This is a genomic window from Vibrio sp. R15-SG3-ISO1A, assembly GCF_059833955.1.
Genome location: NZ_JCBDGH010000093.1, coordinates 1 through 26,133 on the forward strand (window position 1 = coordinate 1; position 26,133 = coordinate 26,133).

The window sequence follows — 26,133 nt, forward strand, 5'->3', positions numbered from 1 at the left end:
TTGCTAAACTCCCTGTCCACTTTAAATAAAGGTAACGCCGTCACCATGATGACCAATCGTAATTTGTTTGAGCAACTGCCTGCTCTGGCTCAAGATCCAGCTCAGTTTGAAACGCTGTTTTCTGCGGCCGATTTTCGAACTCGCTTAATTGAAGCGATTCGTCAGGCAAGCAAGCGAATCTATCTGGTTGCGCTCTACTTGGAAGACGATGAGGCCGGCCGAGCGATCCTCACCGAGCTCTATGAAGCCAAGCAGCGCAATCCAGGCCTCGATGTCAAAGTGTGCGTCGACTGGCACCGCGCGCAGCGTGGGCTGATTGGCGCAGAGCACGGCGAGACCAACGCCGCGATGTACAAGCGCTTTACTGAGCAGTATACCCATCGCGTGCCTGTGTACGGCATTCCGGTGCGTGGGCGTGAAGTGTTTGGTGTGCTGCACCTCAAAGGTTTTGTGATTGATGAACAAGTCATCTACAGCGGCGCCAGCTTAAACAACATCTACCTGCATTATAAAGAGCGCTACCGCTTTGACCGCTACCATGTATTGGCGAACCCAGCGCTCGCCGATAGTATGGCCGAGTTTATTGATGAAGCCATGGTGGCGCACCCGGCCGTGAACGATCTCGCGTGCCCAAGCAAGCCGGAAACCGCGCAGATCAAAGCGCAAATTCGCCAACTGCGCGCGCAACTCGCCAAAGCCAGTTACCCGTTTGAACCGCAAAGCATTGGCGCACATCAAGTGGCGGTGACGCCGATTGTCGGCGTGGGGAAAAAGCGCAACAAGCTTAACCAAAGCATCAACCATTTACTGGCGATGGCCAAAGATGAGATTTTCATCTGCACGCCCTACTTCAACTTCCCGCGCAGCGTCGCGAAAGAGGTGAAAAAAGCCATCCGTCGCGGCGTAAAAGTCACCATTGTGGTGGGTGATAAGACCGCCAACGACTTTTACATCTCCCCGGAGCAAGAGTTCAAAACCATTGGCGGCCTGCCGTATCTCTACGAGCGCAACTTGCGCGCGTTTGCCAAAGCCAATGAAGCCAATATTGCCGCCAGAAAGCTCTCCTTGAGACTGTGGAAGCACGATGAAAACAGCTTCCACCTCAAAGGGATTTGGGTCGATAAGCGTTACATGATGATCACGGGTAACAACCTCAACCCACGAGCTTGGAGCCTAGATCTCGAAAACGCGCTGCTCATCAGAGATGACTACCATCACCTCACCCCGCAGTTCGATCAGGAAGTGGAAAATATTCTCAAGCACACTCAGCTGATCTGCACTTATAAGCAGGTGGAGAAGTTTGAGGATTACCCGCTGCCGGTGAAGAAACTGATGCGAAAGATCACGCGTGTGAGAGCGGATCGGGTTTTAAAACGAATTTTATAAAATAACAAAAGAAGCAGTGGCTATGTTAACGCAAATCATCGACCTAGGTTTTCTATTCTTCTTCTCGCTGGTCACGATCTTTTTTATGCGAAAACTCGCGCAAGGGATCGGGCTGGTCGATAAACCGACAAAACGTAAGCAACATCTAGGAAGTATTCCCTTGGTAGGTGGTATTTCCATTTGTGTCTCGTTACTTTACTTCTTGTCTAATAACCAAACCATCTTGCCGAATACACCTCTATACGCGGTTTGCATCCTCATTTTGGTCGCGGTCGGCGCATTAGATGACAAGTTCGATATCAGTTTTAAGATCCGTTTTGCTGTTCAAGCTGCATTATCAGTTGCCATGATGATGCTCGGAGGTATTGAACTGCACACCATCGGTGACATCTTTGGTTCGGGCAACATCATCACTTTAGGTTGGTTTGGGTATTTAGTTACTATATTGGCGGTAGTCGGCGCTATCAATGCCTTTAATATGGTTGACGGTATCGATGGATTATTAGGTGGTCTCTCTGTCGTCACTTTTGGCGCTTTAGGCATGGTACTTGCTTATGACGGCCAAAGCAGCATCGCTTACTTCTGTTTAGTGCTCGTGGTAATCATGCTACCGTATATTATGCTTAACCTTGGCATGCTGAAACGAAAACACAAAGTCTTTATGGGCGATGCTGGCAGCATGCTAATTGGTTTTACCGTTATATGGTTGCTGTTACTTTCGAGCCAAAACGCAGGTCCTTCACCACTGAGACCTGTCACCGCTTTATGGTTTATTGCGATCCCACTGATGGATATGGCAGCAATCATGATCAGACGTATTCGACGAGGTGACTCTCCATTTAAACCAGACAGAGAACACCTACATCATATCTTCCAGCGTATTGGTTTCAGTCCTTTACAAACGCTTTGCTCTATCTGCTTATTTGCTACGCTATTTGCTGGTATGGGTATCGCTGGAGAGATTTATCACATACCCGAGTATGTCATGTTTTATGGGTTTGTCGCACTGTTTGGGGTGTATTACTACTTGATCACGCATGTGTGGGTAGTGACTGCGAAAGTGAAACAACTTTTGGGAAGATAGTACAAGGGTTACATAGTGAAGTGAAGCGAGACCGTCGGTCTATACCTGATGGATTACTACAACTAGCAGCGCAGCGTCCAAATCAACATAATGACGGGATGCTGCCAGCTGAAGCCAAGAATCTGCCTAACAGAGTGTCCGGATTTAGTTGGCCACTACATTACACATGTTACGAACGGATAGTTTGACCCAGGTGGACCAATTTAAAATCGGCGTTAGTGGGTCGGTTTTACATCAGCGATGACACCTAAAAAAGTGTCTTGATAACATCTTGATATCTCACGCCAAGTATATGATTTTTCTGCGATAGACTTCATATCGTTGCCAATACTATTTAGAGTTATTCTGGCACTACCTTTTAATAATTTTTCTAAACTATGTACGTCATTGAAGTATTCAGCTCTATTGTTTGTAGAATACCTATTAAAAGAACAGTCAAAAGCGAAAATTGGAACTCCAAAGTGCATCATCTCTACCAACGAAGGGTTGGTCCCACCAGCAGAATGACCATGAACATACAGTTCGCAATTGACTCTTAACTTATACAACTCGTCAAGATCATAAATTGGATCTATTAACTCAATATTATTAAAGTCGTTGTATTGCATTTTCAATCGTCGACCATAATCGTTAGCCCCCCAATTTCCAACAAATTTAAGACATCTATCAGACTTGGAAAAAGCTTCGAGAATTAACTCTACATTGTTCTCTGGTTCTATGCGACAGAGCGCGAGAGAGTATAGCTCTTCAGTTTCAGGCACTTGAATATCTCGTAACGCGTGATCTCCTCCATAAGCTATAGTAACGCTATCCATATTATATTTTTGCTTAACATAATCACTGATAGCCTGGTTATCTGTAATAACCACATCGGAATACTTTATTGCAAGAGATTCTGACCATTTTAGGAAACTCCGTGTTAACTTACCCCACTTATCTCTTTTCCACTCTAAACCGTCAATATTTGTAATAACACGGCTTCGAGAAAACAAACGAAAAATTGGCAAAAACATACATCCGGACACTCCTAAAATCACAACTACATCTGGGGTTGATTGAAGACACTTAATTAAGGACACAATATCATAAGGAATACTTTGAACTCCATTAGCCTTTAGCGGGATATAAGACAGTGAAGCTTCATTATGCTTGTGTAGTCGTTCAGGATAACTCTTGGATGAACAAAAAACAGTATACTCAACATCATTACTTACGTTCAATGTTAAGTTTTCAACTAACGATTCAAACCCACCGTAGCAAGCGGGTATCCCTACAGTACCAACTATAGACACTTTATATTTTTTCATAACGCAATACTCTAATATAATAGTTTCAAGAACAAAAGTTTCGTTTACAAGAAAGTATGTATGTTTACAAAGAGGCGCAATCTAACTTTATTCTAGGAAAAACTTAGTTACATTTGACTATCTACACAGGGGAATACAAAGGCAATACTAACATGCCCCCCCTCAGAAGAATAAGTGAAACTATCATTCATCTTCTTTAAAAAAAGTAGACATATCAACCTGAACCTCTTTAGATATAGTATCATCATGTAATCCACACTCACGCTTTAACCCATAAAACCTAGTATCTTGAACTTTCATCCCCTCCTCTAATGGGACGGTAGTATGAATATCACCTAAAGAAACGTAACCTTTATAGTAAAGTGGATGATAATCTAATTGATTTTTGTCAAAATACTCTCTAACATCTTCTTCTGACCAATCCAAAATAGGTAAGAACTTTAACCTGTTCCCTTGAATAGAGAGAAAATCAAAATCTGCTCTAGTATCAGACTGAGACTTACGGAGACCCGAATGCCACATAGATAAATCTAATTGTTCTAGAGCGCTAATCATTGGCAAAACTTTATTAATGCGATTATATTTTTTGATTCCTTCAATGCCCTGCTCCCATAATTTTCCATAGCAACTCTCTTGCCATGCTGGAGATAATTCAGGTCGAAACACTTTTAAATTAATATCCAACCTATTCTTCATTTCTTCAATAAACGTATATGTTTCTGGAAATAAGTAACCCGTATCAATCAATATAACCGGTATATCAGGCTTTATTGTGCTATACATATGTAAACATACTGCTGACTGAATACCAAAACTAGATGTCAATGCATGATTACCTGAAACATTATCAATAGCCCACTTTACTCTATCCTCAGCTTTCAAATTTGAAAGATATCTATTAATCTCGTCAATTATTTTACGTTGACTACCTGACTCTTTACTCAATAAAACATGCAAGTCTAACATATATGCGACCTTAAAATACTATAACATTAGGTATATAAATAATAATCTAAAACTAAGCTAAGCCTTCTTCTTGGAAATACAATCTAAACGTTCTTATAAAAACTGAGCTTCTAAACTGTTTTGATGTATAGAATGCATGGTGAGAAAAAGAGCTCCAAATATTTATAGAGGAATTCAACTTTTGTACAAAACAAACTATGTCATCAATACATCGTGAATCTACTAATAAACCGTTACTCGAATCGACAAACTCAGTCGGCCCACCGACAGGAGGAGCAACAACAGGGGTACCGAAAGCCATTCCCTCAATTAACGATAAACCGAATGTCTCTACCCATCCATCTGGTAGAGACAAATTTAATACAATAAAACTCTTCCTAAAGTAATCTTGAATGTCCTGTGGACGAGCGAGCGGTAAAAAATTACTCGGTAACTCTCTGTTTGCTGTAAAATGATGAAGTTCATCTAGAGAGCAATTCAATGCGGCTACAACCTTAAATTCAGGCAAACGATTAGCAATCTCAATAAGTTGAGATATCCCTTTATACTCTCTTAGTGAACCTGCGAAAAAAATCATTTTCCCTTCAAATTTTAAGCTAATATCCACTTCCTCTATTTCAGGAAAATCGCTCCTCAACCCATTATATATAACATTTTGTTTAGGACGCTTGAAAGCTTCTACTGACTGAAGATATTTCGAAACAAAAATAACGTTATCCGCACAATGCTCTATAAATAATCGAAGAAACTGCTTAAGCAGCTTAGGCTTTATTTTTGTTTCATGGACATAAGAAACAACTTTTTTCCCAAATAACTTTCCAGATAGTACCGCTCCAAAAGGGAGCATTGTATTAACAATGATTGTAGATTCCCTTTTTCTAATAGTCGAGCGTAATAAATAAAATGACAATTGAAAGAAAATTAAAAGTTGAGAGAGTAAATAGTAGAATAACTGGATATACCTGTTATTGCTGCGAGCATAAAAACAACTAAGACGATGCCCACATACTCCATCTAGAAAACCACTATGCCTACTCGTTAACACATAAATATTGTCGGGATCAATTATTTCGCTATCGATGACATCCCTAAGCACTCTAGGGCTACCACTGAAGTCATTAAAAATATGAACAAAATACAGTTCTGTCTTATTATTCAAACTAGATCTCCTTCAAAACTCGAGAAGGGACACCGCCTATAACAACATTGTTAGGATATGTTCCATTAACTACAGAACCAGCAGCAACAACGCATCCATCACCTATTACACTTCCGTCCAGTATAGTAACCTTAGCGCCAATCCAACAATTATTGCCAACTTTGATCCCTTTTCGATTTACTCCTTGCTTTCTAATTAGTATATCTTTGTCATCAAAGTTATGATTTTCTGGATGAACACTAAAATAAGCTCCAATAATTGTGTCATTCCCAATACTGACTCCACCTGCGCCACCTATATGCGAAAAATCCCCTATTCCAACATTGTCACCAAACTTAATCCCTTTGCCAATATCAGTCAAGGTCCCACTAACCCGAATTATTGAATGCGCCCCAATTGAAACCGCATTACCAAAAATCAAACCTTCTTTACTCAAACCATCAATTTCAGTAAACCTGCCTATGACAACACCTTTCCCAAAGAACATCCTAGAACGTGATGTTATTTTTGAACCCGAACCGATAAACACGATCTTTCTGATTAAAATAATCCCTCTCAACAAATCAATTGCTCGATGAAAAAAAATCGACAAAATTGCTCTATTAGGAACTTCTTTATCAATCTTAAAACTTCGCCCTTTAATAACTTTAACAGCGAAGGAAATAGCTCTTTTTAACATCTAGTTATTCCCTTAACATTTGAAGCAATAGCGTAAGAAATAGCAAAACACACGGAACTCATCCCATTAAAGACTACATGACCAGCTATAAACGAATGGCCAAATAAAAGTATAAAACCAAGAAAAAGTATTGGAAACTTTAGTAATCTAATTCCAACAAAAATTGAAAAACAAAAATACAAAAACACAGTTACCAGACCATACATAAATAACAGATCAAATAAATCTGTTTCTAATACGTCGTAATTCGCAAGATATGTTGGATTAAAGGAAATAAATGCTCCTGAGCCTAAAAGTAAACGTGCCGCACTTCCGTTCCCAGCCCAGAATACTTGAAATGCTGATGTTACATATTCAATTCGTCCACTTCCAAAATAAGAGATAATACTATCCGAATTTTGCAACCTCGCCATTATAACTTCAAACATAACACTCATAGTGTTTATGAGAATATTTGAAACAAGAGGGGCACCAAAAAATACACATATAAACATGAACACTCTATATTTAGAAGACCAAAAAAGAGCAACTAGATTTAAAGCACAAAATATCAACGAAGTTTTTGTTCCAATAAGAGCTACACTTAAAGAGCACACAAGCAAAATTTTGAAACTTAGAGCAGAAAAAAAATAGTTCCTAACTCCTATCAGAAGCATAGTGCCAATACCGAGGTATAACCCTAGACCGTTACCTGACGAAAAGAAACTTTTCGTTCCAAATCCCCAACCATACGTACTGTTTCCAATCCCGGTTATTGTTGAGAACACCAAGCACAATGAAATTACTAACAAATTATATTGAAACAGTTTAAAAAAATACCGTTGATTATCTGTTCCGTTGCTTAATACCGACCTCATTACCAATGAAACAAGCAATATATATACTAGCTTTTGAACAGATACTATTCCAATCAAAACTCCATAGATTTGCTCGTGAACAACTCCAAAGAAAAACTCTATACACAATAAATAGAATAGAAAGTAAAAAGGTGAAATGGAAAGTTTTCTCTTATAAATAATATAAATCACTAAGGACATTAATATCGCACGCCCTAGCTGGGAAGGAGATGCAACCCCTCCTTCCGAAATAACCCCACTTACAACCAAAATACCATTTACAGCATCAAAGAAAGGCAAGATTAGGAAAATGGAAAACAATACCAATCTATCTAAACTAATAGAAACGGTATTGCTACTACAAAACCGTTTATTACTATATTCGTCCATTTTAATCATGGCAAAGATTAACGTATATTACCTAGCGCTTCTGAAAGAAAGGATATAGACCTATCTCTTGCAACAGACAGTTTTTCGTTCACCTTATCGTAATCTATAGCCAACATCGCCTCTAAACTGTCTTTATTGATTACAGTTCCAAAAGAAACTAAATTCTGCTCCATGCCACACATACTCAGTAAACCTGTCAATCGAAGATTCTGCTTGTCCTTAAAAAGATCGCGCTGGAAGCCCAATAGAGGCTTTTTGAAAATTATTGAAAAAACCAACCCATGAAAGGAATTCGTTAAAACCAGTTCAGCATTTTTTATCAATCCTAGTAATTGATTTGGCGTTGGTAATCGAATATCTGCATTTGGTAAATCTAACGCACCATCTGGGGAAACAAAAATAACTTTATAACCAGTTATTTCTGAAATAGTTTCGACCTGAGACAAAAAGTAGTTTGACAAAGAATCGACTTGATTTAGCTTGTAAACCAAGATGTATTTGGAATCCGTCGGCTCGCATACCAACTCATTATAATCATTTAAAAGTAACGTTGGATCTAGTACCTGGCAAACTCGATCCGTAAACTCACTCACTATATCTAGACCACTACTTTCTCTAACTGAAATATAGTCAATTTTATTTATATACTGATTAAAAATTGGCTTTAGATAACCCTCTAACTCCATTTTTCCAAAGCTAGCTGCATAGCTTATTTTTGTCTTCCTGTCAGGAACAAAAGAGAGTAGATACGTAGGGCTAGTAAACAAAAAGTCAGCAGCCCATACTTGATCACTACCTACAATGAAGCAATCGAAATCATCACTCTTATACTTAATCGTTTCTGAGTTTACTGCACTCTTTGATATATTAAGGTAGCTCTTCCTAAAGTCATCAAATATTTCCTGTTTAATCAGCGAACCATTATTGACATCCGCCGTACTAGATAATCGACCTAGTATATTAGAAGGCTTAAACATCCCACGAGACAGCATTTTTCTTACAAATGATATGGGATTAGATAAGACCATGCTTTTTCTTGAAGCCTCCATCTTATAATCAAGAACTTCAACATCATAGCCTTTATCCTTTAGAAATTTAGACAGTGCATAAACCTGTAAAACTGCACCATAATTATTAGCCCAGTGCAGTGTCAAAATCGCTATTTTATTTTTCATTTTCATTCTTTCCAAAATACTTTACAATTAGTTTATAAACTTCTGTCAAGTCTCCGTTAATATTAGAAGACGCTGTCTTATCAAGAAGTGTATTTGATGCCATAAAAATAGGAGAGTGCGATTTTATACTTAGAATGTCCCCCTTAGTAATTGAAGAAAGAGACGAATTCGAATAAGGAGGCTTAAACTCTTCTAATTTATTAGTAAGCTTATCATCGGTCAAATATCCATCCTGAACCAATAACACAACATCCGGAAAATATTCATTTTGAGTATTTTTGTAATCATATTGCGAAATAGCTTTTATCCCATGTTTTTTATACAGAGGGTCACTATTTACGATAGTTACGATTTGACTTACTATTTCTTCCTTCTCGACTTTCTCTACCGGTCCAGAAAATCGATAGTCGTTAATATAGATACCATGGATCCAGTCACCTACAGTTTTACAAAAGGCTTTTGTACCATCGCCAAAATCTACAGCACCAAAGTTCTTATACTTAACCATCGGAGATTTTTTCAAGTAGGCTTTAACTTTAAAAGGCACTAACTCTTTGATTTTCCCAACTATTAGTTTAGATAGACTCTCTTTTACTCCCTTAAAGTAGAGACCATTTTCCATTAATAAAATATTAGGGTTAATGGAGAATTTACGCTCTGTACTTCCATGATCAGATACAAAAATAAACTCCGTATCAGGAAATGCAGATGACAACTTTCTAATCTCGTTATCAAAGTCATTGTAATACTTTTCGACTGCCTCGAGCATTTTGATATCTTTAGCATTAGCCGAATTTTTACCCCTAGTCTTCTCTGTATTATAAAATGTTTCCGCAAATACTGAGGAAGTTTTATAAACTACGAACCCGAAGTCTACTTCCTTTTCTTTGGATAGATGAATAAATGCATCTGTACGCTTACTATTTTTATATGAAAGTCGCCCCATAATATCGATTGGTGAAGTTAGCTTTTTCTCCGCGACTAACTGATATAATCTTTCATCAATAATATACCCAGAGTTGTTGAGGTAATCCTTAATTTCTTCTGGGTAGCACAGAGATTCTTGAACTTCTGCCGTTACTGGAGCTCCACCGCCACCTCCTGAAACAAAAAAACCATCAACTTTAGGAGCAGGAAACGTCGTCGGTAAGTTCATAATACCAACTTTATAGCCCCCTTCGTTTAATCTTTGCCATATTGGTTTTACTTCTGTGTTCAGATGAGGCACATCATCAAGCTTGAACTCGTTTGACCAGTTTAAGTTAGCTTCTTTTGTCGGTAAGTCGTAAAGGGCACCGGTCGAAGTTGCATGCTCTCCAGTTGCAATCTCCAACCACCCCCTACTTAATAAATCGTTATAAATATCTAATTGCTTATGCCCTTCTAACAGCGAACTAATAAATGGAGTCCAACCTCGATTAAACACATCTTCATGACAACCATCCATACCAACTAATAGCACTTTCACGATTTACACACCTTATTTAATAAAAAAACCAAACCAGAACTTTCAATCCCGGTTCTTTTCATAACTTGTTTTCTGAGCAGAAAATTCCATAATAACATTGATAACGTCGCAGACATTGCCGCTCCATAAACTCCAAAATAAAAAATCAATAGCACGTCAAAAAGTATATTTAATACTATAGTGACCAACATCGGCTTTACTGCATAGGACTCATTTCGCGTCATGTTGAGAATAGTGCTTACAGAACCAATACCCATATTTGCAATTTGCCCGAAGGAAAGTATCAGCAAAATGTAGTATGCGGCTTGATATTCAGCCCCGTAGAAATAGATAATAAAGCTTTCACCAAAAACAAGAACTAATGTAAAGACAATAACACCTAAAACTGTTATTAACAAAGAGCTATTACCAATTAGGTCTTGTAATTTTTCCGCATCTCCAGACTCATATTTCTTTACAATTTCAGGTTGTATAATTTGGTTTACAACTGTTTGGCTAAATATAATAATCAAGCTTATAACAAGTGCTATTTTGAATATTGCAACTTGTTCGCTTTCAACTAAAGCCCCCAAAATGAAAACTTCTATATTTGCAAATATAACTTGACCACCCGATATAATAGAGAGATTAAACAATTGCTTAAAACTATAGTCTGTTGCAGCTTTAGCTGTAGTACCTTTTTCAAAGTTGATCTTGATAAAGATTAAATAGTATATTGTAATTAGAAGATAAGAAACAACAGTTGAAACTATAGCAGCATAGATACTTACTGCCGAATATTGCACGTATAAAGCAAATACACACACTAATACAATAGAAGGTCTAATTACATGCTCCGGTATCATACTGGTTAATAGATACCCACCACCTCGACATATAGAGCTAAACAGCATTGATAACGGGATTAATACACAAAGAGGCGCAAATATATAAACTTGCCAGCTTACTACATTAGGTACTTCATAGTAGTTGATAATACCAATAGCTAGACCTACTATTAACACCCCATAGAAGATGACTTGCACAATAAAAGAGCTGAACTTTTCTGGTAATTCAACCTTTTTTTGCGCAAGTTTATTTCTGGCCATGTCTCTGAGTGCAATTACCGGGATAGCTGACTGTGTTGGTAGAGTTAGCAACATTACGATTGACAACATATAGCTATATGTTCCAAAAGTATCCGCACCCAGCACTCTAGCTAAAAATGAAGATAGTAGGAATGAAATACCTACTCCTCCAAATCTAGAAAAATAGGCTATTATTTGTTTTTTTTTCATTGGTGACTATTTGACATTTTAATTCTCATTCCATTCTTAAACCGCAGAGATTATATTTCCACGCAGCCCCATTCAGGATAGTTATTTCGGATATAAGCATTCAACTCTCGCTCAGCTTTAGTATATTCACGATGCTTTTCTTCACTTATATCTATGACTTTTTCAACCACCCCTGCACCAACAGTAACATTGCTATTACGATCAATAATAATAAATGCACCAGTTTGAGGCAGCTCCTTATACAAATCCAATGCAACGTTCTCCGTTAGCTTTATCGAAGTTAAAGCAATTTCATTAAGATCTAGGGACGTTTCTTTATCTAAATACAACTCTAGTGTGTTAACGTCTACTTTGTGTACTATTTGTACAAATTTTGCAATGACTGATTTTGTTGCAAACTTAAGTAGATAATCTTTATTACTAATTAACGGCTTTTCATCCATCCATACGACGTGAGCATCAAATAAAGTTGTCATCTGAGGTTCGTTACCAGTGTGAACCAGTATGTCGCCCCGAGAAACATCTATTTCATCAGCAAGAGTAACCGTAATTGCTTGTCCTGGATTCGCATAAGTTAACTCTCCATCAAATGTAAATATACTCTTCACTGTAGACTGCTTACCTGATGGAAGCGCTGTTACTCGATCTCCGACACTTACAACACCAGATGCTAATGTCCCACAAAAACCTCTATAATCGAGGTTTGGACGATTTACATATTGCACGGGAAAACGCATTTGAGTTAGATTTTTATCTTTATCAACTTTGACTGTTTCTAGTAGTTCTATTAGCGTTTCGTTTTTGTACCAATCCATGTTTCTGCTTGGTGTAACCACATTGTCACCTTTAAGAGCAGACAGAGGTACAAATTTTATATCTTCAATATCAAAGTCTTTAGCCATTTCACGATAGTCAGCTTTGATGTTTTGAAACACTTCACTACTGTAATCCATCAAGTCCATCTTATTAACTGCAACGATTATGTGTTTAATTCCAAGTAAGTTGCAAATATAGCTATGTCGTTTTGTTTGAGTTTGGATACCATGACGAGCATCAACCATAACGATTGCAAGGTCGCACGTAGAAGCCCCAGTTACCATATTACGCGTGTACTGTTCATGTCCTGGGGTATCGGCAATAATAAACTTGCGCTTATCTGTTGAAAAATAACGGTAGGCAACATCAATCGTAATGCCTTGCTCTCGTTCTGACTGAAGGCCATCAACCAACAACGCAAGATCAAACGCGTCATCCGTCGTATTGAACTTTTGTGAGTCTTTTTCAATCGCAGCCATTTGATCTTCATAAATCAACTTACTATCAAAAAGAAGGCGGCCAATGAGTGTTGATTTGCCATCATCGACGTTACCACACGTTAGAAAGCGCAATAGATCTTTATTTTCATGTACCTTTAGGTAGGCTTCAATATTAGTTGCAATAAGTTCAGAAGAATGTGACATTGTTGTATCCTTAGATAAAAACGTGCCCTAAATCAGCACGTTTTGAAAAATTGTTGATAATATTTAATTTACGCTTTGATTAAGTCACTTTTGCGAGATTTGGAAAGTGGATTGATACAGGATGACGCTCTTTATCCTCTCCCGATAGCAAAGGAAGCGCAAATTGCATCAGCACCAATCCAATTATTCAGAGGTGCTCGAACGCATACTTTGTAGTCGTGCCCAGATACGTTAAGAGTTAAAACGGCGTGAGCGAGATCTGGAGCTTTATTTGCTAGCTCATTGCCAAAAAGCCCAATACTCACAGGAAAACTCATAGACACAGGTTATTTCACTCTCTGAGATAGGTTTAAAAAGAAACATTCTTACCATCAGCAGCATAGCTGGGCGTAATTGTATAGTAAGGCGAATCAATGTCATTTTTCAACATCATAAGGCATAAGTAATCTAGTAATGTGAAACCTCCACCGTAACTATTATGTAGTTAATCAGCGTTCCGAGCTTCTTGATAAATCTAGTATCGTCTTGAACCAAACCTATGTGATAAACTAGCTTTTCTGCGCTTTTAAATAAATTACCACCGAACTCAGTTGCAACAACCCACTTAGCGAACTGGCTAAAGAGACACCGATTTATTGGAAGACTAGTGCAAGTTTCAGCATCTAAGTCAATTACAGTGATTAACTTATCCTATACTGGAATATTACCAGTTCAGTGGTGGTTGCAATAAAACATATAAGCATCTCTGTCCAAAAGTATACGAAGCGCTTTTTGATTTTTCTTCATTGAGATATTGAGTACAATCACTGATTTCACATCATCCTTAAATGCACTTTCCTCATAAGTTTTATATTACGCTTAACACCCGCAATCGACAATAAAGGACTTGGGTATTGCTAAACGCAACCGAAGCAAGCGCAGTGATTCCATCAGCAGCCCCATTAAAAACATCGTAATGCACTATTGGCTTTCAACAAAGTTCAAATATCCTCTCCCTCTTAGCTGTTCTACTACAAACTCAGCGCATTCTTCGATACTCTTATTTTGCGTACGTAGGTGAATTTCTGGTGAGAGCGGTACTTCGTAAGTCGAGTCAATTCCAGTAAAGTTTTTTATCTCACCAGCACGAGCTTTTTTATAAAGCCCCTTTGGATCTCTTGATTCACACACTTCAAGCGGTGTATCAACAAATACTTCTAAGAACTCTCCGTCTTGCATGAGTCCGCGTGCTTGCTCTCTATCTGAGATAAATGGCGAGATAAACGCAGTCAACACAATGATGCCCGAGTCAACAAATAGTTTGGCGACTTCACCAATGCGACGAATATTCTCAACGCGGTCATCATCACTAAAGCCCAAATCTTTATTCAGGCCATGACGAACATTATCACCATCGAGCAGATAGCTATGTTTACCAAGAGAAAGGAGTTTACTCTCCACCGCATTCGCTACCGTAGATTTTCCTGAGCCACTTAGCCCAGTAAACCAAAGCACAACCGGTTTTTGCTGTTTAAGTGTAAATCTGTCTTTACCAGTAACGGTGCTGTTATGCCAAACAACATCATCACTGACCGAATCGTTCTGTTTTATCTCATACGGTGATGTCATTATTTTTGTACTTACTGTTTAAGTCTAAAATGGAAAAAACACGGGGACAAGCATGGAAGCAATGAGTACATAAGAGAGCGTCATCGACCAACCGATTTTAACAAAATCGGACAGTTTGTAGCCTCCTGCGTTCATCACCATCAAATTGGTTTGATACCCATAGGGACTGATAAAGGATGCGCTTGCACCGTAAGCCACTGCCATGACAAAGGGCATGTAACTCACGCTAAGTTGCGCGGCCAAACTAATGGCTAGCGGAAGCACAATCGCCGCAGCTGCCGTATTGGTCATGATTTCAGTCATCACAATCGTTAGCAGAATAACGACTATCAACGCCTTGTGATGGCTCATCTGCTCAAGAGCACCAATTAGGGTCGTTACAATGTGGTCTGCTAAGCCGCTTTGGCTAAAGGCTGATGCAATGGATAAAGCACAAACCAAAATAGCCAACAGCTCAAAAGGAAAGCGTCGTCTTAATCGAGTACCATCAATAATGCCAATTAATAGAGAGCCCAAAAGATAAACGGCTAATGTTTCAATTAGCGACAAGCTAGTGCTGCTTGCTGTGACTACTGCGAGAATAAAGCCTACGATGCCAAACACATTTTGCCATGCCGAAATTGGCTTATTGACCCGTTGCTCGCTAAGAAAAAAGAAGTTTCTAGAAAGATTAGGTCTTTTATCAAAATCAGAGCCAGTTGCCAGCAGCATCTTATCGCCGGCGAGTATTTTCAGCTCGCCCAACTTTCCTGAAAGGGTTTGACCTTGACGCGAAATCGCGACAACAGCAGCGTCAAAGCGCGAGCGAAACTCGACCTGCTTGATAGTTTTTCCAATCAAAATGGACTCGGGGCTGACAAGTACTTCTCGTAGATTCTTGCTCAGATCGAAACCGTTCGAACTGTAAAGCTCAACGCCTTGAAGCTTATCAATTTGGCTGACTTCACGCACATCGCCAGCAAAAATCAGCTTATCACCTGCCTGTAGCTCTTCTTGTGGTGATACCGGAGAGATAAGCTTGTCTTTACGAACAATTTCGACTAGGAAAAGTGAACTCATAGAGCGGAGTCCATTTTTTAGAACCGTATTTCCAATAAGTGAGCTACCTTCCAACACTTCTGCTTCAATAAAGTATTCTTGCTTAGCCACCTGTTGGGTTTTCTTGTCGTTAGGTAGCCATTTCGCAATCAAAAAAATGACCAAACCACACCCGACTAACAGTGCGGTTCCCACAGGAAGAAAGTCAAAAATCGCCAGTGGCGCCAAGCCTTGTTCCTCTAAAAGGCCACTCACGACCAAGTTGGTCGCGGTCCCCACAAGGGTAAGTGTGCCGCCAAGAATTGAAAAATACGACAGCGGGATCAGCAGTTTTTTGGCCGAATGAAAAGGATTATTGAGCAGCGTCCCCATCAAAGTCGCAACTACTGCAGTATTGTTAAGAAACGCAGAGCTCAATGAACTAGAAAGGCCTAACTTCATCAGCGTTCGATAATAGCTCTCATCGGCAATTTGGGTTGCCAGCCACGACAAGATAATGGTGCGTTCAAGCACTAAGGCCGCAAGCATCAACATCACGAGAGTGACCACCGAAGCGTTGGTCACATTGCCAAAAATAGCGTTTTGATCAATCACACCTGTGACATACAGCGCGCCGGTGATGAGAACAAATGTATACACCGCTCGAATCCGACCCCAAACCAATAAACCAATCAGTGACAAAATCGCTAACGCCGTCACTGATTGTTCAAAGGGCAATAATCTCATTGCAGTTTGTCTCTAGAAATAGCCTTCGCGCTTTTTCTTCTCCATTGAGCCTGAGCTGTCGTGGTCTATGGCACGTCCTTGACGCTCTGATGTGGTGGTGAGAAGCATCTCTTGGATGATTTCAGGCAGTGTTGCCGCTTCCGATTCCACCGCGCCCGTTAATGGGTAGCAACCAAGCGTACGAAAACGCACCATTTTCTCTTCAACGACTTCGCCTTCTTTGATTTCCATACGCTCATCGTCCACCATAATCAGCATGCCACCACGTTCAACCACCGGGCGTTTTGCCGATAGGTAAAGGCCTGGAATTTCGATCTGCTCAAGGTAGATGTATTGCCAAATATCGAGCTCTGTCCAGTTAGACAGAGGGAAGACGCGGATGCTTTCGCCTTTGTTCACTTTGCCGTTGTAGATATTCCAAAGCTCAGGGCGCTGGTTTTTAGGGTCCCAACGGTGGTGCTCATCACGGAATGAGTAAACACGTTCTTTAGCGCGAGATTTCTCTTCATCACGACGCGCGCCGCCAAAGGCTGCATCAAAGCCATGCTTGTCCAATGCCTGCTTCAGGCCTTGAGTTTTCATGATATCGGTATGTTTTGAGCTACCGTGTACAAACGGGTTGATATTCATCTCTAACCCTTCTGGATTTTGGTGGACGATCAGCTTCATTCCGAGTTTTGTCGCCATATAGTCTCGAAACTCTATCATCTCTTTAAATTTCCACGTGGTATCTACGTGCATCAGAGGGAAGGGAGGTGTTCCTGGCGCAAATGCTTTTTTCGCTAAGTGAAGCATTACTGATGAATCTTTGCCTACAGAATAAAGCATTACTGGGTTGTCAAATTCCGCGGCGACTTCGCGCATAATGTGGATAGATTCTGCCTCAAGTTGCCTTAAATGCGTCATTCTATCTGGAGATACTTTCATCATTCCCACTTCTTTAATTTTAGGTTAATCACTTGTTCGCCACAGTCATTCTTTGAACTGCTGAGGCCATTTCATCGATCTTTTAAACAAAATACCTGCCAGCATGGTTTACTTACGTACTCTGTCTAAACTATAAGCTTTAGCAAGAACTAACTACAGCTTTGGCGCTTCATTAAAACCAATACCTGCAGCATCTTTCGCAGACAGCGATAAAACATCTCCCTCTAAAGGCCACTCAATACCAATCGTAAGGTCATCCCATTTGATAGATATTTCAGATGATGGGTCATAATAATCAGTACACTTATAAACAAACTCAGCATCATCACTCGTTACATAAAATCCATGCGCAAAACCTTCCGGGATCCACAACTGACGTTTGTTCTCTGCTGATAAATAGACACCAACCCATTGACCGAACGTTGGAGACTCCTTTCGCACATCCACTGCGACATCAAACACTTCACCTACAACAACACGTACCAGCTTTCCTTGTGTGTTTTCCGTTTGGTAATGCAAACCGCGCAAAATCCCTTTACTGGATTTAGAATGATTATCCTGAACAAAAGTCGTAGGCTTACCCGTTACTAATTCTTCAAATTTTGTCTGCTGCCAAGTTTCCATAAAAAAACCGCGCCCATCACCAAAAACTTGTGGCTCGATGATTTTTACGTCGGGAATATTTGTCTCGATTAATTTCATGATGTCTGTTACCTAACCGTAGGCAATAATGTTGTTAAGAGCCACTTGCCAATCACTTGGGTTAATTCCAAATACGCCTTGTACTTTAGAGCAGTTCAATCGTGAATTGGCCGGGCGTGGTGCGGGCAATGGATATTGGTCTGCAGTAATTTCATTTACGCTTGGTACCTGTGTTATCGCATCATGCTGCTCTGCTAAAGCAAAAATAGTTTGAGCAAACTGATACCAACTGACATGCGGCTCACCCGCAAAGTGGTACACTCCTGACTGCTCAAGGCTGGAGAACTTATTCATTATCACCACGAGCGCACTGGCAATATCACCGGCATACGTAGGACCACCAAACTGGTCACCGATGACTCCGAGATCCGAGCGCTCTTTACCTAGGCGAAGCATGGTTTTAACAAAGTTATTCCCGTGCTCACCAAACACCCACGCAGTGCGCAGAATTGCAAAACGAGTACAATGTTCCATTACCGCTTGTTCACCTGCTAACTTGCTTTGACCATATACTCCTTTTGGGTTGGGCGTATCAGTTTCTACGTAAGGCTTTGACTTATCACCATCAAACACATAATCGGTTGAAATATGAAGCATCAAAGCATCTAACGACTGTGCTGCTTTCGCCAAATATAACGGACCGTCCCGATTAATAGCGTAGCTCATTTCGACATCAGTTTCTGCTTTATCTACTGCAGTATGTGCAGCAGCGTTAATGATAACATTTGGCTTTAACTCTGATATTACCGCTTGAACGCTAGCTTCATTGGTAATATCCAACTGCTCTTTATCGTAAGCAAAAACGTCTACATCGCTTCGCTTTGATAGCTGTTTAACCAAGCTGTGGCCAACTTGGCCATGACTTCCTGTAATCAGTACTTTCACTGTGCCCCTGCCTTTTTGTACTTATCAACAACTAAGCGACTTAAATACTGACCGTACTCGTTTTTCATCATTGGCTTAGCGATTTCAAGTAGTTCATCATCACCTAGCCATTGATTACGCCAAGCGATTTCTTCTAAGCACGCCACTTTCAACCCTTGAACGTTCTCAATAGTTTGCACGAACGAGGATGCTTCGTGTAGACTTTCGTGAGTTCCTGTGTCTAGCCACGCAAACCCTCGACCCAGCATTTCCACATTTAAAGAGCCGTCTTCGAGGTACATCCGGTTAAGAGTCGTAATTTCCAACTCACCGCGCTCAGATGGTTTAACCTGCTTTGCCCACTCCACTACACGGTTGTCATAGAAGTACAGTCCCGTCACTGCATAGTCAGACTTCGGCTCCTGAGGTTTTTCCTCAATCGAGAGTGCTTTCATCTCTACATCAAATTCAACCACACCAAAGCGCTCCGGATCTTTTACCTGGTATCCAAATACTGTCGCTAAGCCTTGTGATGCCAGCTCACCTGCACGTTTTAACTGCGCACTAAACGATTGACCATAAAAAATGTTATCCCCCAACACTAAACATACCGAATCATCACCAATAAACTCTTCGCCGATAATAAACGCTTGCGCTAAACCATCTGGGCTTGACTGTACTTTGTAATCCAGATTAATGCCATAATCTGAACCATCACCGAGTAAACGCTGAAATCCCGCTTGATCTTCTAGTGTCGTAATAATCAAAATATCGCGAATACCGGCCAACATCAGTGTAGAAATCGGGTAGTAGATCATTGGCTTGTCGTAAATTGGAAGCATCTGTTTTGATGTGCCACGTGTTAGTGGGTACAAACGCGTACCGGAGCCACCTGCCAGAACAATCCCTTTCATTAGTTCGCCTCCTCTATTGAAGGTGTTTCAACGCCTAAGCGTTCACGCTGATAAGAACCATCTTGTACATTTTTACACCAAACTGCATTGTCAAGATACCACTGAACGGTTTTCTTTAGTCCTGTTTCAAAAGTCTCTTCCGGCGTCCAACCGAGCTCTTTTTGCATCTTGCTTGAATCAATGGCGTAACGGCGATCATGCCCTGGGCGATCTTGCACGTACGTGATTTGCTCTGCGTAAGCCGTTTCTTTTGGCACTAGTGCGTCCAAGATCGAACAAATAGTTTGTACCACCTCTAGATTTTGTTTTTCACTGAGACCACCAATGTTGTAGGTCTCACCTACCTTGCCTTCTGTCACGACTTTGTGCAGCGCACGCGCATGGTCTTCAACAAACAGCCAATCACGAATTTGATCGCCCTTACCGTAGATTGGCAAATCTTTACCTTCTAACGCATTTAAGATAACTAAAGGAATCAATTTCTCTGGAAAGTGGTATGGTCCATAGTTATTAGAGCAATTTGTAACAATAGTCGGTAAACCATACGTGCGAAGCCAAGCACGTACAAGGTGATCACTTGAGGCTTTAGATGCCGAGTACGGACTTGAAGGCGCGTACGGAGTCGTTTCCAAAAACATCGGCAGCTCTGTACCTTCGGCAACCTCATCAGGATGTAGTAGATCACCATACACCTCATCGGTTGAGATATGATGAAAGCGGAAAGCTTGTTTCGAGTCAGTGCCTAGCGTATTCCAATATGATCTCGTTGCCTCTAGCAAGGTGTACGTACCTACGACATTGGTTTCAATGAAGGCTGCAGGCCCAGTAATCGAACGGTCTACGTGACTTTCCGCTGCTAGGTGCATTACAGCATCAGGTTTGTGCTTTGCAAAAACAAAGTCCAGCTTTTCACGATCGCAAATGTTGACTTGTTCGAACACATAACGCTCGTTTGATTCAACAGTTGCTAAAGACTCTAGGTTGCCCGCATAGGTCAGACAATCCACGTTAATAACACTGTCTGTTGTATTTTCGATGATGTAGCGCACGACTGCTGAGCCGATAAAACCTGCGCCTCCGGTGACGAGAATTTTCACTGATTTAAACCTACTTTGAAATGATGATTGGTGCGCAAACACGTTAGGTTTACGAAATTACGAAAATTGGATTTTTATTTGTACTTTTTCAGGATTTAGTCTCAGCGGTATTTCACCACTAAAACACAAGGCAAGATTACGAAGCCCCTTTCCCCGCAAGGACTAAAGAAAGGTACGCGTTACTTCGATTCGCTTTCTGTTGCTTTCTCTCAATCCCTGCTTTAAAACATTTCTCTGCCGTAAGTAAATTCAAAGCGATATACCGAGCCACGGCTAAGTTCTCTCCCGCCTGCTCACGCCTAATACTACAGCTATCTTCATTGAAACCGACATCGAGTCGCCAATGCATCTGATTTTCAATGCTCCAGTGTGCTCTAGTCCCCGCCAGTAACTCTTTTGCAGATAACTTTGCTGAGCTGATGTGATGCTTAACCTGCATCGTTTCCGCCGGACTGTCACCTTCCTGACGAATTGAAACAACCATTCCCAATGTCGTGAGTTGCGGCCAATCGAATTCAACATCACCCAACAAAGCCACATCATCTTCAACTAGGCAAAGACGCGTCTCAGTTCTACCATCTCTACCATCGCCTTGCTCTTGGATGACAAACTTGTCACCTTCAAAGTTGTTGATCATGCTAGTGTTAAACACTTCGTTGATCGCTTTTTCCAGTTTCTTTTGGTTACCTTTGACAACGAGAAGATAATCAGCTTCTTTGGTAATGATTTTTTCAGCAATGTCCTTCTGACACCCCATAGCATCTATGGTGACCAAGCAACCCTTGATAGACAAGAGATCCAAAAGTTCAGGTATTGCCTTGATCTCATTACTTTTATCCGCCGTCTTTACTTGACCTATAACGGTATGATTAGCAGCACTAAAAGCACTAAGCATATGGATAACACCACAGCGTTTGTCTTTGTTATAAGTACCACGAATCGTCTTGCCATCAATCGCTACAACATAGCCTTTGGTCGCTTCATAGCAGTCTTTCATCCACTTAGAGAAACATCGCTAAAGCTGCTTTGCCGAGATCATATTTACCGCTCGAACTATGGTGTCATGAACAGGTATACCGTTACCAAAATCGCCATACTGTTGTAGCCATTCGAGGTTATCTTCGCCAAAATCTTCAATATCTTCCTACCCCTCAGCACCTGCAATAACCGCTGTCACCATTAGGAAGATGATATCGGTTAGTGAATGTTCGACTTTCCCTGCTCACGCTACCGCCCTTAGGTCACACCCCCACAAGCGATTTCGCTCACAGCGCAGCGTAAAGTGACAGCTGCACTGTGCCTAATTTTGCGCGCAATAATACACTATTTACCTCAGTGGATAAACTCAGCCAACGTATTCCACCGCTAATCAAACTCGCTGCACATCACACGATTCAACAATTGATTGAGGGCAACACGCTGAACACACGCATCATCGAGTTGGTAATAGGTCGTTTTCTCAGCACTATCATAACGCTTAATCACATCAATAAATATCTCCGCATTGCGCACCGCAGAGGGGAGTGCATGGCCGCCGGTCATATTAAGCGCGAGCTTGAGTTCGCGGCAACTCATTGGCTTGGGGTACGCGCCTAATAGCACGTCGAGCAACTCTCGCGGTCGGCCGCTGGCGCGGGTGATGTATAAGTTTAAGATGTGCTTTTGCTCAGTGAGTGATAGTCGGTGTTTCATGATGTCTCCTACCCTTTCTTTTGCTCATCCGCACGGCTTCGCTTACGTGCTTTGATCAAACCTTGAATGCGCTCTTCAAACGGGTGGGTTCGCCCTTTGGCGTGATACTCGCTGACTAACTTATCCACAGCGCGCTGGGGTGGCGCTGCCTGCCTATAACCCTCTTTATTACTCTTTAACTGGGAGATTCTCGGTGCAGCTGCTGCACGGGGTGAGGGTGAAGACTTTGCTTCCTCTCCGGTGCACGTGCCGTCTAGTTCAACGTGCAAATGGGCAGGGGTGTAGAGCTGGTACAGGTTGCTACGCTGGCGGCCGCGTTTATCAAAGCGATGCACCAGTTCGAGAAAGCCTTGCTCCTCTAGCCGTTTGATGTGCTCTTTCACCGTGCGCAGCGAGACTTCGCAATAGAGCGCTAAGTATTGGTAAGAGGGAAAGCAGCGGCCGTGCACATCGGCGTTATCGGCCAGCTTAAGTAAGATCAATTTGCTGATAGGCGATCCGGTTTTGGTTTTCATCAGGGTGGCGACTAGGGTGTGGCTCATGGGCGCTCCTCGGCTTTGTTATTGGAATGTAAACAACAAACAAAACAGCCTCTTACCGATTAGGGTTCGCCATACGGCAGAAATGCCTTAGTAATTGGTGAGGTTGCAAGCCGCCTCACGCCTAGTCATGCTTTGGCTCATTGGATATGCACCTAATTTTGTACACGCTCGCATTTTTTCCCTTACTCTCTCGGGCTGTATAAATCACCAGCATTTCACCAACCCTAATGGCGAAATGTCGCGTAGAGTGTCGCCTCCTGATTGAGAAGGGAGTTGCTATGCCAGTGTGTCACCAATGCAGTGAATGGGCGATTCGTCGCCTCTGCTACGTGTATTCCCCCTTTGACCCAACCCTAGAGGAGATCTACTTCCCCACCTACCACTACTGTTCCATCAGCCGTGAGGGGTTTATCGCCCTAATTGCCCAGGCCCAACGCACCGAGCCACTGGGTTATGAGCTCACCTACTTCATGTGGGTAAAAGGCCGTAATTTGACAAACCTTGCCAAGCAAACCGGCGAGGCGTTGCCAACGCTCGAGCGCGCCATGAACGCCTTTATCAACACGCTCACCACCCTCTACACCGAACACCCATAACCCCATTACCCATTACCCATTACCCATTACCCATTACCCATTACCCATTACCATCATGAGGAAAACCGATGCCCCCAACTTCAACAAACCCCACCTCACTACCCGCCACCCCTGCACATAAGCCACACTACCCCCTAACCACAATCACCGTGCATTGCAGCGCGACCCGTGCCGAGCAGGATATTGGCGCCAGCACCCTTCGCGCTTGGCACCGGGCAAAAGGGTGGCGAGATATTGGCTATCACTTTGTGATCACGCGCGCCGGGAAAGTCGAGACAGGCCGCCCGCTGTCACACATTGGCGCCCATGTCCGTGGCCACAACCGCGGCAATATTGGCATATGTGTGGTGGGCGGGTGTGATGAGCAAGGCGGCGCGCAAGACAACTTCACCCTCGCCCAACGTAAAGCGCTGTTTGCGTTAATCGAGCGGCTGCAGCAAGAGCACGGCATTAGCGATGAGCAGGTCAAACCGCACCACGCCTTTGCCAACAAAGCCTGCCCGGTGATGGTGCTTCACCCTGTTCAATCCGTTTCTGTGGTTAAGCAAACTAACAAGGAGACCCTATGAGCCTTTGGAGCCGTATTTTTGGTAGCCCGTCGTTTATCGATAAGAGCCTAGAAGCCCTCACCGACACAGGAGATGCGATGTTTTTCACCAACGAAGAGAAAGCCAAGCACAAACTCGCCCTGCTCAAAGCGTTTGAACCGTTTAAATTGGTTCAACGTTATATTGTGCTACTGTTCACCATCCCTTATGTGTTGCTCCATTCGATGGTGGTGATCGGCTGTATGCACGGTTTCGAGTGGCAACCCATCAGCGAGATGATTAATGAGGCGTTCGGGTACCCGGTATTAGCGGCGATTGGGTTGTATTTGACGGGAGGGGTGGTTAAGAAAAGTTCTTAAAAGTTCCTAGTGGAAAAGAAGTTCCTAGTTCCTAGAGGGGAGTTTCTAGGTATGAGTTCCTAGTTAAGAGCAGTGCCTAGTTCCTAGAGGGGAGTTCCTAGTGGAAGACAAGTGCCTAGTTCCTAGAATTGGATGCGTAGAAGTGATTTGTCTATCGTGCCAGCAATAATCTGGGGCTTTACCCTAATTGACGCGCTCCCCCACACCCCTTCTAGGAACTAGGATCTAGGAACTAGGAACTTATCCCCAGTACCTGATATACTTCGCCCATAACGAACAATTTCTAGGCTGAGGTAAACAAACGTATGATCATCGTAACAGGTGGCGCGGGCATGATTGGCAGTAACATTGTCAAGGCGCTGAATGAGCAAGGCATTAACGATATTTTGGTGGTCGATAACCTGAAGAACGGCAAAAAGTTTCAGAACTTGGTGGATCTGGATATTGCTGATTACATGGATAGAGACGACTTCCTTGTTCAGATCATGGCGGGTGAGAACTTTGGCCCAATTGAAGCCATCTTCCATGAGGGTGCGTGTTCTGCGACCACCGAGTGGGATGGCAAGTACATGATGCTCAACAACTACGAGTATTCAAAAGAACTACTGCACTACTGCCTAGATAGAGAAATCCCGTTCCTTTATGCCTCCTCAGCCGCTACGTACGGCGAAACCGACACCTTTATTGAAGAGAAAGAGTACGAAGGCGCACTGAATGTCTACGGCTACTCCAAACAGCAATTTGATAACTACGTAAGACGCGTGTGGGAAGATGCCAAAGCGCACGGCGAGACGCTCTCTCAAGTGACCGGATTCCGTTATTTCAATGTCTACGGCCCGCGTGAGCAGCACAAAGGCTCGATGGCCTCTGTCGCCTTCCACCTCAATAACCAAATGAACGCCGGTGAAAGCCCGAAACTGTTCGCCGGTAGCGAGCACTTTAAGCGTGATTTCGTCTACGTGGGTGATGTGGCCGCCGTGAACTTGTGGTTCTTTGAGCATGGCGTCTCGGGCATTTTTAACCTGGGTACGGGTAATGCGGAATCTTTCCAAGAAGTAGCAAAAGCCGTGATCAAGTACCACGGCAAGGGCGAGATTGAGACGATTCCGTTCCCAGAGCATTTAAAAGGCGCGTACCAAGAGTACACTCAAGCGGATCTAACAAAACTGCGCGCAGCGGGCTGTGAGCATGAGTTTAAGACGGTGGCGGAAGGGATCGCGGAGTATATGGGGTTAGTGAATAAGTAACGGGTAATGGGTTGTGGGTGTTGGGTAGTGGGGTGAGAGCCTAGTTCCTAGTTCCTAGTTCCTAGTTCCTAGTTCCTAGTTCCTGG

23 protein-coding genes and 2 pseudogenes are annotated in these 26,133 nt (G+C 42.0%); 6 read left to right on the plus strand and 19 right to left on the minus strand.

Features of this window, described 5'->3' with window-relative positions; all coding sequences use genetic code 11:
• Positions 1–45: 45 nt before the first annotated feature.
• Together pssA and wecA are read left to right on the plus strand one after the other, a co-directional pair.
• Positions 46–1,386: a CDP-diacylglycerol--serine O-phosphatidyltransferase gene (gene pssA, locus AC6R0L_RS16820; RefSeq protein WP_500629900.1), complete on the plus strand. Its 1,341-nt coding sequence runs from the start codon at positions 46–48 to the stop codon at positions 1,384–1,386.
• A 22-nt stretch (positions 1,387–1,408) separates the two neighbouring features.
• Complete coding sequence (gene wecA, locus AC6R0L_RS16825) at positions 1,409–2,470, plus strand: UDP-N-acetylglucosamine--undecaprenyl-phosphate N-acetylglucosaminephosphotransferase (RefSeq protein ID WP_500629865.1); 1,062 nt, start codon at positions 1,409–1,411, stop codon at positions 2,468–2,470.
• 215 nt (positions 2,471–2,685) lie between these two features.
• Here the strand turns inward: wecA and AC6R0L_RS16830 are convergent, their stop codons facing one another.
• The 19 genes and pseudogenes from AC6R0L_RS16830 to AC6R0L_RS16920 all read right to left on the minus strand — a co-directional run.
• Complete coding sequence (locus tag AC6R0L_RS16830) at positions 2,686–3,777, minus strand: DUF1972 domain-containing protein (RefSeq protein WP_500629866.1); 1,092 nt, start codon at positions 3,775–3,777, stop codon at positions 2,686–2,688.
• Positions 3,778–3,960: 183 nt separating this feature from the next.
• Positions 3,961–4,743, minus strand: a complete 783-nt coding sequence (locus AC6R0L_RS16835) for a phosphoadenylyl-sulfate reductase (RefSeq protein ID WP_500629867.1) — start codon at positions 4,741–4,743, stop codon at positions 3,961–3,963.
• Positions 4,744–4,795: 52 nt separating this feature from the next.
• Positions 4,796–5,902 carry a glycosyltransferase family 4 protein gene (locus AC6R0L_RS16840; RefSeq protein WP_500629868.1) on the minus strand — a complete coding sequence of 369 codons (1,107 nt, stop codon included), beginning with the start codon at positions 5,900–5,902 and terminating at the stop codon, positions 4,796–4,798.
• 1 nt (position 5,903) lies between these two features.
• Positions 5,904–6,581 carry an acyltransferase gene (locus tag AC6R0L_RS16845; protein WP_500629869.1) on the minus strand — a complete coding sequence of 226 codons (678 nt, stop codon included), beginning with the start codon at positions 6,579–6,581 and terminating at the stop codon, positions 5,904–5,906.
• Complete coding sequence (locus tag AC6R0L_RS16850) at positions 6,575–7,807, minus strand: O-antigen ligase family protein (protein WP_500629870.1); 1,233 nt, start codon at positions 7,805–7,807, stop codon at positions 6,575–6,577. The genes AC6R0L_RS16845 and AC6R0L_RS16850 overlap by 7 nt, the downstream gene beginning before the upstream one ends.
• Before the next feature lie 17 nt (positions 7,808–7,824).
• A complete protein-coding gene (locus AC6R0L_RS16855) occupies positions 7,825–8,982 on the minus strand; it encodes a polysaccharide pyruvyl transferase family protein (RefSeq protein WP_500629871.1) in 1,158 nt (385 codons plus the stop codon).
• A complete protein-coding gene (locus AC6R0L_RS16860) occupies positions 8,972–10,450 on the minus strand; it encodes an alkaline phosphatase family protein (RefSeq protein WP_500629872.1) in 1,479 nt (492 codons plus the stop codon). The genes AC6R0L_RS16855 and AC6R0L_RS16860 overlap by 11 nt, the downstream gene beginning before the upstream one ends.
• Complete coding sequence (locus tag AC6R0L_RS16865; RefSeq protein ID WP_500629873.1) at positions 10,447–11,727, minus strand: oligosaccharide flippase family protein; 1,281 nt, start codon at positions 11,725–11,727, stop codon at positions 10,447–10,449. Before AC6R0L_RS16865 ends, AC6R0L_RS16860 begins: the two co-directional genes overlap by 4 nt.
• A gap of 50 nt (positions 11,728–11,777) precedes the next feature.
• The gene (cysN, locus tag AC6R0L_RS16870; RefSeq protein WP_500629874.1) at positions 11,778–13,187 is read right to left on the minus strand and encodes a sulfate adenylyltransferase subunit CysN; all 1,410 of its coding nucleotides are present in this window, start codon (positions 13,185–13,187) and stop codon (positions 11,778–11,780) included.
• A gap of 960 nt (positions 13,188–14,147) precedes the next feature.
• Positions 14,148–14,795: an adenylyl-sulfate kinase gene (gene cysC / locus AC6R0L_RS16875; RefSeq protein WP_500629875.1), complete on the minus strand. Its 648-nt coding sequence runs from the start codon at positions 14,793–14,795 to the stop codon at positions 14,148–14,150.
• 24 nt (positions 14,796–14,819) lie between these two features.
• Positions 14,820–16,559 (minus strand): SLC13 family permease, encoded by a 1,740-nt coding sequence (locus AC6R0L_RS16880; protein ID WP_500629876.1) that lies wholly within the window; start codon positions 16,557–16,559, stop codon positions 14,820–14,822.
• A 12-nt stretch (positions 16,560–16,571) separates the two neighbouring features.
• Complete coding sequence (cysD, locus tag AC6R0L_RS16885) at positions 16,572–17,486, minus strand: sulfate adenylyltransferase subunit CysD (RefSeq protein ID WP_500629901.1); 915 nt, start codon at positions 17,484–17,486, stop codon at positions 16,572–16,574.
• 153 nt (positions 17,487–17,639) lie between these two features.
• Positions 17,640–18,188, minus strand: a complete 549-nt coding sequence (rfbC, locus tag AC6R0L_RS16890) for a dTDP-4-dehydrorhamnose 3,5-epimerase (RefSeq protein ID WP_500629877.1) — start codon at positions 18,186–18,188, stop codon at positions 17,640–17,642.
• A gap of 12 nt (positions 18,189–18,200) precedes the next feature.
• Positions 18,201–19,073, minus strand: a complete 873-nt coding sequence (gene rfbD / locus AC6R0L_RS16895) for a dTDP-4-dehydrorhamnose reductase (protein WP_500629878.1) — start codon at positions 19,071–19,073, stop codon at positions 18,201–18,203.
• Positions 19,070–19,966, minus strand: a complete 897-nt coding sequence (gene rfbA, locus AC6R0L_RS16900; RefSeq protein WP_500629879.1) for a glucose-1-phosphate thymidylyltransferase RfbA — start codon at positions 19,964–19,966, stop codon at positions 19,070–19,072. Before rfbA ends, rfbD begins: the two co-directional genes overlap by 4 nt.
• Positions 19,966–21,063 (minus strand): dTDP-glucose 4,6-dehydratase, encoded by a 1,098-nt coding sequence (gene rfbB, locus AC6R0L_RS16905; RefSeq protein WP_500629880.1) that lies wholly within the window; start codon positions 21,061–21,063, stop codon positions 19,966–19,968. The genes rfbA and rfbB overlap by 1 nt, the downstream gene beginning before the upstream one ends.
• A gap of 136 nt (positions 21,064–21,199) precedes the next feature.
• A pseudogene (locus AC6R0L_RS16910) lies at positions 21,200–22,282 on the minus strand (ISAs1 family transposase); the annotation flags it as partial.
• 146 nt (positions 22,283–22,428) lie between these two features.
• Positions 22,429–22,755, minus strand: a complete 327-nt coding sequence (locus AC6R0L_RS16915) for a hypothetical protein (RefSeq protein ID WP_500629881.1) — start codon at positions 22,753–22,755, stop codon at positions 22,429–22,431.
• A 257-nt stretch (positions 22,756–23,012) separates the two neighbouring features.
• Positions 23,013–23,297 (minus strand): annotated as a pseudogene (locus tag AC6R0L_RS16920) (helix-turn-helix domain-containing protein); the annotation flags it as partial.
• A gap of 278 nt (positions 23,298–23,575) precedes the next feature.
• Between AC6R0L_RS16920 and AC6R0L_RS16925 the strand changes: the two are divergent.
• The 4 genes from AC6R0L_RS16925 to rfaD all read left to right on the plus strand — a co-directional run bounded on the left by AC6R0L_RS16925 (position 23,576) and on the right by rfaD (position 26,047).
• Positions 23,576–23,893 (plus strand): hypothetical protein, encoded by a 318-nt coding sequence (locus tag AC6R0L_RS16925; protein ID WP_500629882.1) that lies wholly within the window; start codon positions 23,576–23,578, stop codon positions 23,891–23,893.
• Between the two features lie 68 nt (positions 23,894–23,961).
• Entirely contained in the window at positions 23,962–24,462 is a 501-nt protein-coding gene (locus AC6R0L_RS16930; RefSeq protein ID WP_500629883.1) for an N-acetylmuramoyl-L-alanine amidase, read from the plus strand.
• A complete protein-coding gene (locus AC6R0L_RS16935) occupies positions 24,459–24,800 on the plus strand; it encodes a hypothetical protein (RefSeq protein ID WP_500625410.1) in 342 nt (113 codons plus the stop codon). Before AC6R0L_RS16930 ends, AC6R0L_RS16935 begins: the two co-directional genes overlap by 4 nt.
• A 305-nt stretch (positions 24,801–25,105) precedes the next feature.
• Positions 25,106–26,047, plus strand: coding sequence for an ADP-glyceromanno-heptose 6-epimerase (gene rfaD / locus AC6R0L_RS16940; RefSeq protein WP_500629884.1), 942 nt, complete (start codon positions 25,106–25,108; stop codon positions 26,045–26,047).
• The last annotated feature ends 86 nt before the right edge of the window (positions 26,048–26,133 follow it).

Excerpts from the sequence above, each read along its gene's own strand:
- pssA (WP_500629900.1), top strand. The coding sequence starts at position 46 with ATGATGACCAATCGTAATTTGTTTGAGCAACTGCCTGCTCTGGCTCAA.
- wecA (WP_500629865.1), top strand. The coding sequence starts at position 1,409 with ATGTTAACGCAAATCATCGACCTAGGTTTTCTATTCTTCTTCTCGCTG.
- AC6R0L_RS16830 (WP_500629866.1), bottom strand. The coding sequence starts at position 3,777 with ATGAAAAAATATAAAGTGTCTATAGTTGGTACTGTAGGGATACCCGCT.
- AC6R0L_RS16835 (WP_500629867.1), bottom strand. The coding sequence starts at position 4,743 with ATGTTAGACTTGCATGTTTTATTGAGTAAAGAGTCAGGTAGTCAACGT.
- AC6R0L_RS16845 (WP_500629869.1), bottom strand. The coding sequence starts at position 6,581 with ATGTTAAAAAGAGCTATTTCCTTCGCTGTTAAAGTTATTAAAGGGCGA.
- AC6R0L_RS16850 (WP_500629870.1), bottom strand. The coding sequence starts at position 7,807 with ATGGACGAATATAGTAATAAACGGTTTTGTAGTAGCAATACCGTTTCT.
- AC6R0L_RS16855 (WP_500629871.1), bottom strand. The coding sequence starts at position 8,982 with ATGAAAAATAAAATAGCGATTTTGACACTGCACTGGGCTAATAATTAT.
- AC6R0L_RS16865 (WP_500629873.1), bottom strand. The coding sequence starts at position 11,727 with ATGAAAAAAAAACAAATAATAGCCTATTTTTCTAGATTTGGAGGAGTA.
- cysN (WP_500629874.1), bottom strand. The coding sequence starts at position 13,187 with ATGTCACATTCTTCTGAACTTATTGCAACTAATATTGAAGCCTACCTA.
- cysC (WP_500629875.1), bottom strand. The coding sequence starts at position 14,795 with ATGACATCACCGTATGAGATAAAACAGAACGATTCGGTCAGTGATGAT.
- AC6R0L_RS16880 (WP_500629876.1), bottom strand. The coding sequence starts at position 16,559 with ATGAGATTATTGCCCTTTGAACAATCAGTGACGGCGTTAGCGATTTTG.
- cysD (WP_500629901.1), bottom strand. The coding sequence starts at position 17,486 with ATGAAAGTATCTCCAGATAGAATGACGCATTTAAGGCAACTTGAGGCA.
- rfbC (WP_500629877.1), bottom strand. The coding sequence starts at position 18,188 with ATGAAATTAATCGAGACAAATATTCCCGACGTAAAAATCATCGAGCCA.
- rfbA (WP_500629879.1), bottom strand. The coding sequence starts at position 19,966 with ATGAAAGGGATTGTTCTGGCAGGTGGCTCCGGTACGCGTTTGTACCCA.
- AC6R0L_RS16915 (WP_500629881.1), bottom strand. The coding sequence starts at position 22,755 with ATGAAACACCGACTATCACTCACTGAGCAAAAGCACATCTTAAACTTA.
- AC6R0L_RS16925 (WP_500629882.1), top strand. The coding sequence starts at position 23,576 with ATGCCAGTGTGTCACCAATGCAGTGAATGGGCGATTCGTCGCCTCTGC.
- AC6R0L_RS16930 (WP_500629883.1), top strand. The coding sequence starts at position 23,962 with ATGCCCCCAACTTCAACAAACCCCACCTCACTACCCGCCACCCCTGCA.
- AC6R0L_RS16935 (WP_500625410.1), top strand. The coding sequence starts at position 24,459 with ATGAGCCTTTGGAGCCGTATTTTTGGTAGCCCGTCGTTTATCGATAAG.
- rfaD (WP_500629884.1), top strand. The coding sequence starts at position 25,106 with ATGATCATCGTAACAGGTGGCGCGGGCATGATTGGCAGTAACATTGTC.